Origin of the sequence: Thermophilibacter sp. ET337 (genome assembly GCF_024733715.1) — a bacterium.
GTDB lineage: Bacteria > Actinomycetota > Coriobacteriia > Coriobacteriales > Atopobiaceae > Thermophilibacter.
This window is the reverse complement of sequence record NZ_JANRHO010000017.1, coordinates 1-6178: the sequence shown is the minus strand read 5'-3', so window position 1 is coordinate 6178 and position 6178 is coordinate 1. Positions and strand designations below refer to the sequence as shown.

The 6178-nt window shown below is 70.3% G+C and carries 5 protein-coding genes and 1 pseudogene; 3 read left to right on the top strand and 3 right to left on the bottom strand.

Translation table 11 applies throughout. The features are described 5' to 3' along the window. Together NW198_RS09605 and NW198_RS09600 are read right to left on the bottom strand one after the other, a co-directional pair. Positions 1-900, bottom strand: a 900-nt coding sequence (locus NW198_RS09605; protein ID WP_258340943.1) for an NAD(P)/FAD-dependent oxidoreductase, incomplete at its 3' end; no start/stop codon positions are given. Then, positions 897-2396 carry an NAD(P)/FAD-dependent oxidoreductase gene (locus tag NW198_RS09600; RefSeq protein ID WP_258340942.1) on the bottom strand — a complete coding sequence of 500 codons (1500 nt, stop codon included), beginning with the start codon at positions 2394-2396 and terminating at the stop codon, positions 897-899. The genes NW198_RS09605 and NW198_RS09600, both read right to left, overlap by 4 nt. 182 nt (positions 2397-2578) lie before the next feature. Between NW198_RS09600 and NW198_RS09595 the strand changes: the two genes are divergently transcribed. From NW198_RS09595 to NW198_RS09585, 3 genes are all read left to right on the top strand, one after another. Continuing rightward, positions 2579-3772, top strand: coding sequence for a helix-turn-helix domain-containing protein (locus tag NW198_RS09595; RefSeq protein WP_258340941.1), 1194 nt, complete (start codon positions 2579-2581; stop codon positions 3770-3772). Between the two features lie 431 nt (positions 3773-4203). Then, positions 4204-4491, top strand: a complete 288-nt coding sequence (locus tag NW198_RS09590) for a helix-turn-helix domain-containing protein (protein WP_258340940.1) — start codon at positions 4204-4206, stop codon at positions 4489-4491. Then, positions 4488-5735: a type II toxin-antitoxin system HipA family toxin gene (locus tag NW198_RS09585; RefSeq protein ID WP_258340938.1), complete on the top strand. Its 1248-nt coding sequence runs from the start codon at positions 4488-4490 to the stop codon at positions 5733-5735. Before NW198_RS09590 ends, NW198_RS09585 begins: the two co-directional genes overlap by 4 nt. Positions 5736-5978: 243 nt before the next feature. On the opposite strand, the pseudogene NW198_RS09580 reads toward NW198_RS09585, so the two are convergent. Further along, positions 5979-6178 (bottom strand): annotated as a pseudogene (locus NW198_RS09580) (ABC transporter ATP-binding protein); the annotation flags it as partial.

Genomic DNA, 6178 nt, shown 5'->3' with positions numbered 1-6178 from the left:
CAGCACGTTTCCGCAGGCAAAGATGCCCGGGACGCTCGTCATGAGGGAGTCGTCCACCACCGGCCCGCGCGTCGTCGGCGAGAGCTCGACGCCCGCCGCGCGCGAGAGCTCGTTCTCCGGCAGCAGGCCCACCGAGAGCAGCAGCGTGTCGCAGGGGTAGCGCGCCTCGGTCCCGGGAATCGGCCGCCCGGCGCCGTCCACGCGCGAGACCTCGACGGCCTCCACGCGCCGCCGGCCCTCCACGCGCGTCACGGTGTGCGAGAGCAGAAGCGGGATGCCAAAGTCGTCGAGGCACTGGACCACGTTGCGCTTGAGACCGCTCGAGTAGGGCATGATCTCGGCCACGCAGGCCACGTGCGCGCCCTCGAGCGTGAGCCGCCGCGCCATGATGAGCCCGATGTCGCCCGACCCCAGGATCACGATCTCGCGCCCGGGAAGCAGCCCCTCGCAGTTGACCATCCGCTGCGCGCAGCCGGCGGTGTAGACGCCCGCGGGTCGAAAGCCCGGTATCCCCAGCGCCCCGGCCGGACGCTCGCGGCAGCCCATGGCCAGCACCACCGCGCCGGCCTCGAGCCGCTCGACGCCGCGCTCGGCGCTCACGCACGTGACGCCCGGTCCCTCCGGCCCCGTGGACACGTCCAGGACCATGCTGCCGAGAAGGACCTCCACCCCGGCCTCGAGCGCGGCGTCCGCCCAGCGCGCCGCGTACTCCGGGCCCGTGAGCTCCTCGCCAAAGGTGACAAGGCCAAAGCCGTTGTGCACGCACTGGTTGAGAATGCCGCCGAGGGCGTCGTCGCGTTCGACCACGGCCACGGAGCGCCGCCCGCCGGCCCGCGCTGCCACCGCCGCGGCGAGGCCCGCCGGGCCGCCGCCCACCACCACGACGTCGTAGCGCCTCATCGCGCCTCCCCCTCTCCGGCGGGCGCCGGTGCCCCGGCCCAGGCGTCCTTGTCCGTCCCGACGGCGAGCTCGCTGCCCGGCCCGGCCAGCGTCACCGCGGCGAGGTCGCAGCCCAGCTCGCGCGCGAGGATCTGCGCCACGCGCGGCGAGCAGAACCCGCCCTGGCACCGGCCCATGCCGGCCTCCACGCGCCGCTTCACGCCGTCGAGCGAGCGCGCGCCGAGGGGGCGTCGGACGGCATCGACGACCTGGCCCTCCGTGACCGTGCGGCAGCGGCAGACCACGCGCCCGTACTCCGGGCGCTCCTCCACGAGCGCCGACCACGCCTCGGGCGAGAGGCGCGCGACGTCCGGGATCGGCGCTGGCCGCGGGAGCAGCTCGTCCTTCTCGGCCGGGTTGCCCAGCAGCTCGCAGACGATGCCGGCCACCATGCGGCCGATCGCGGGCGCGGCCGAGAGCCCCGGGGACTCGATGGCAGCGCAGTCCACGAAGCCCGGCGCGCCCGGGACCTCGCCGATGACGAAGTCGTGCCCCGGCCGGTGGGCGCGCAGCCCGGCGAAGGTACGGATGCGCTCGGAGAACGGGACGTCCCGCACCGTGAGCGCCGCCTTGCGCATCACCTCGGCGAGGCCGTCTGCCGTGGTGTCGACGCCGTCCTTGTCGTCGATGTCCTCGGCCGTGGGGCCCACGAGCAGGTTGCCGCCCGTGGTGGGCGTCACGAGCACGCCCTTGCCCAGGCGCGTGGGCAGCGCAAAGACCGTGTGCCGCACGTGCGCGCCGGCCGTGACGTCGAGCACGTGGTACTGGCCGCGCCGGGGAAAGATCTCCAGACGGTCGTCCGGCGCGCAGACGAGGTTGTGCAGCTCGTCGGCGTGGACGCCCGCGGCGTTGACCACCACGCGGGCCTCGAGCGCGCCGGCGGGCGTGGCAACGTCCCAGAGCCCGTCGGCGCGGCGCGCCACCTCCGTCACGGGCGAGCAGAGCCTGAACTCGACGCCGTTCACGGCCGCCGTCTCCGCCAGCGCGGCGGTGAGCTGGAAGGGGTTCACGATCGCGCCCGTGGGCGCCCAGAGCGCGGCGACGGCGGGCTCCGCGACGTTGGGCTCCAGGCCCCGCAGCTCTTCTCGCTCAACGATGCGCAGGTCGGGGACGCCGTTTGCACGTCCACGGGCGAGAAGGGCGTCGAGCCCGCGGCGCTCCGCCCCGGCGACGCACACCACGAGCGACCCGATGCGCTCGTAGTCCACGCCGAGCTCCTCGCAGAGCGGTCCCATGAGGCGCGAGCCCTCCACGTTGAGGCGCGCCATCAGGGTTCCCGTGGCCGCGTCGAAGCCGGCGTGCACGATCGCGGAGTTTGCCTTGGACGTGCCGCAGCAGACGTCCTCCTCCGCCTCGAGCACGCAGGCGCTGACCCGCCGGCGCGAGAGTTCGCGGGCGATTGCGCACCCGCAGGCCCCCGCCCCGATGACGATGACGTCGTAGCAGCTTCCGCCCATGGATCCCCTTTCGCCGTTAGGGTCATCGTTCCCGCGCACCGGCGCGCTCAGTCATGCCGCGCGGCGAGCGGTCGGGGCGGCAAGCGGACGCGCAGCGCGCCCCTCTCGGAGCCTTTTGTCAAACTGTTCGCGTTGGCGAACAGCTCCTCTGCTATGCTGGGCAGCGTCAACGGGAGGTTGTCATGGAGTTCATCACCGCAGGCGAGGCCGCGCGCCGCTGGGGCGTCTCGGAGCGCCGCGTCCAGCACCTCTGCGCCGAGGGTCGCGTCCCGGGCGCAGAGCGCTTTGGCCGGGCGTGGCGCATCCCCGCCGCCGCGCCCAAGCCGGACGACCCGCGCCGCGCCGCCTCCCTGTCCCCCGCGAGCCGTCCCGCGCCGCGCCTCAGCGCCGCCCTCATGCCGCTCACGAGCTCGTCCTTCTCGCCCGGTCATGCCCGCGAGTACGTCGAGTCCCTGGAGGGAGGGCCTCTTCGCGACGTCGCCCTCGCTGAGCTCGCCTACTTCACCGCCCGGCACGGCGACGCCGTTGACCTGGCGGCACCCCACATGGAAGACGACGACCTCGGCGTGCGCCTCTCGGCCTGCCTGATCTGCGCCTATGCCAACCTTCCGCTCGGGCGCATCGACCGCGCGCTCGCCGCGCTCGAGGGCGCCCGCGGAGCGGCCGCGCACGCGGCGGAGCGCGACCCGCGCCTGCGCGCCGCCGAGGGCTTCGTCGCGCAGGCGGCGAGCGTCCTGCTCCACCTCCCCGCGCCCGATGAGGTCCCGGAGCCCCGCGACGTCCTGCCGCTTTTGCCCCCGGGGCTGCGTGCCTTCGCGTGCTACGTGCAGGCGCATGCGGTCTACCTGGACGGGGACTATGCCCACAGCCTCGGCATCGCGCAGACCGCGCTCGTGATGCAGGGGCAGACCTACCCCATCCCCACCGTCTACCTGCACCTCGTTGCCATCATGGACCTGATGTCCCTGCGCCGCGCGGACGAGGCCCGCGAGCACCTGCTCGCCGCGTGGGAGCTCGCCCGCCCGGACGACCTCGTCGAGCCCTTCGCCGAGCACCACGGCCTTCTCGGCGGCATGCTCGAGGCGGTGATCAAGCCCGCGTGGCCCGAGGACTTCCGCCGCATCATCGACATCACCTACCGCTTCTCGGCGGGCTGGCGCCGCGTCCACAACCCCGCGACCGGCGAGGACGTTGCGGACAACCTCACCACCACGGAGTTTGCGGCCTCGATGCTCGCCACGCGCGGCTGGACCAACCAGGAGATCGCCGAGCACCTGGGCGTCTCGGCCCACACCGTGAAGAGCTACCTCTCCTCCGCATTCTCCAAGCTGGGCGTCACGCGCCGCAGGGACCTCGAGCGGTTCATGCTGGCGTAGGCGGGCGGGGTCGACCGCTCTTCTCGTCTGCGCGATTCTCCGCGAAATAATCGCAGTCCATGGGCTCTGTTAACGTACCCAACTGCGATTTCTTCGCGGAGAACGGAGCGGAGGAGCGTCGCGGGGCGAGAAGGGCGTGCCGAGAAGAACGTGCCGAGAAGGACTTCGCGGGGCGAGAAGGGCAGCGTGACGCTCCCGGGGGCAGCGTGCACTTAAGACGCCCGTGCGCTCAGTGTACCGCGTCCCTCTCGCCTGCCCTCTTCGTCGGGCATGCTGTATGTGACGGTATTGCCAACCACGAGGTGCCGTTCCGTCTCACATGTCATGCTTGGCACTCTATGAAGCTGAGAATAACGTCTGAAATATGCTACATTAACCTACATAGAGACACATAATCAAGACGTTAGGATGATATGAAGCGGCCAATTCCCATGCGCACCATGCTCGCTGCCCAGCAGATAGGCGAGAACCTGGCCACATGGCGCAAGATGCTCGGCCTTACTGCGGAGCAGGTCGCGGTGAAGGCCGCCGTGTCTCGCAGCACGCTCTCGCGCATCGAGAACGGAGACCCCACGGTGAGCTTTGCGACCTTTCTCAACGTGTGTCGCACGCTTGGGATCCTCGATCTTGTGACCGAGGCAACCGACCCGTACGAGACTGAGATCGGCCGCATCCGCGCCGATCGCGCCCTTCCCCAGCGCGTGAGGAGAAGGTCATGATCCCGTCGGTTGACGTCTATCTCTCCGCTGGTGATGACGGCCTGGACGTTCTTGTCGGCCGGGCCCGCTTTAACCTGCGCAGGGGCAGTGTTTCCACTGCCTTTTCGTATGATGAGAATTACCTCGCCTCCGAGGATGCATTCGTCATTGACCCCGCGCTTCCCCTGCAGGCTTCGCCGCTGTACCTCGACGGCCTGCCTGGAGCCTTCCGCGACTCCGCGCCGGACCGATGGGGAAGGCGCCTCATCTCGAGGCGGCTTCGTGCGGAGGCTGACGTCACGGGCGCATTGCGCTCGCTGGATGATGTCGACTATCTGCTCGGCGTTCATGACGATGCTCGCCAGGGCGCGCTCAGGTACTCGGCAACCGGCTCCGACGAGCGGCTCTCGGCTGACGGTGAGGTTCCGCCACAAATCGAGATGCCACGTCTCCTGGCGGCGAGCAACAGGATCGCCGGCGAGCTTGGGAACGCGGATGACGTCAAGACATTGCTTGATGCTGGGTCCGGTTCACTCGGGGGCGCGCGTCCAAAGGCGTCGGTTATGGACGGGGGACGTCTCCTGCTCGCAAAGTTCTCCCATCCGGGGGATGGGTGGCATGTCATGAGATGGGAGCGCTTCGCCTTGTTCGTGGCTCGCGGGGCGGGGCTGAGCGTGCCTGAGTGCCGGCTCGTCTCCGTGGGACCAGATGACGTTCTCTTACTTGAGCGCTTTGACCGCGAGGGCGGTTATGCTTGCGGCAGGAGGCTGCCTTACATGAGCGCCATGACCCTGCTCGCGGCTCAGGACGGCGAGAGCCGTGACTATGCCGAGCTCGCCGAGGCTCTCGTGGACGTTGTGGCGGACGCCGGGGATGCGCTTCGCGACGTGTTCATGCGAGCGGCACTCTCGATAGCGATTCATAACACAGATGACCATCTCAGGAACATCGGGCTCGTCCGTATGGGGCATGCTTGGAGGCTTGCCCCCTGCTTTGATGTCAACCCAAACCCTGCGCTCTCGGAGCCTCGCGTCACAGGCGTCTTTGGTGAGGTCGGTTCCGCCGAGGTGGAGGGGCTTCGCGCCTTGGCACCCATATGCGGGCTCTCTGAGCGCGAGGCCGCGGGGTGCGTCTCTCGGGTTCTCCGGGCGCTTGGCGGCTGGAAGACCGCGGCGATGCGGCTGGGCTGCCCGCGGTCAGAAGTCGAGCTGTTCGCCCCCGTCTTTGCGGACCGCTGCGAGGGGCTGACCGCGGCGTTCCGGTAGTGAACTGCGCGTCGGTGCTTGAGCCAGCGACTGCGACCGCCCTTCTCGCCCGCACTCATGAGTGCGGGCATCGAGTGCGGGCGGTTTTGGGTCCACTGTGCATCGAGTGCGCGGTCCTTCTCGCCATATGCCGAGAAGTGCGCGCATCCAATGCGCGCCGGCCCGCACTTGATGTGCTGAGGCGAGAAGTGCGGGCTTGCTCCCGGCGTCGCGCGAGAAGTGCGGGCCGGCGCACGCCGCCCCCTACACGTCCAGCCCCAGCCGTTCCGCCAGCTCCAGCCACTCGTCCTCGAGCGCCGCGCGCTCCGCCAGGCACACCTCGAGCGCCTCCTGCGCGGCCATCAGCGCGGCGTAGTCGCTCGCGTCCACAGATCCCATCTCCGCGCGCAGCCGGTCGGGGTCGCCGGCGGTCTTCTCGAGCCGGCGCGCCACCGCGTCGAAGC

Bases quoted from the DNA above. Each gene is read 5' to 3' on its own strand.
- NW198_RS09600 (WP_258340942.1), bottom strand. From the start codon at position 2,396: ATGGGCGGAAGCTGCTACGACGTCATCGTCATCGGGGCGGGGGCCTGC.
- NW198_RS09595 (WP_258340941.1), top strand. From the start codon at position 2,579: ATGGAGTTCATCACCGCAGGCGAGGCCGCGCGCCGCTGGGGCGTCTCG.
- NW198_RS09590 (WP_258340940.1), top strand. From the start codon at position 4,204: ATGCGCACCATGCTCGCTGCCCAGCAGATAGGCGAGAACCTGGCCACA.
- NW198_RS09585 (WP_258340938.1), top strand. From the start codon at position 4,488: ATGATCCCGTCGGTTGACGTCTATCTCTCCGCTGGTGATGACGGCCTG.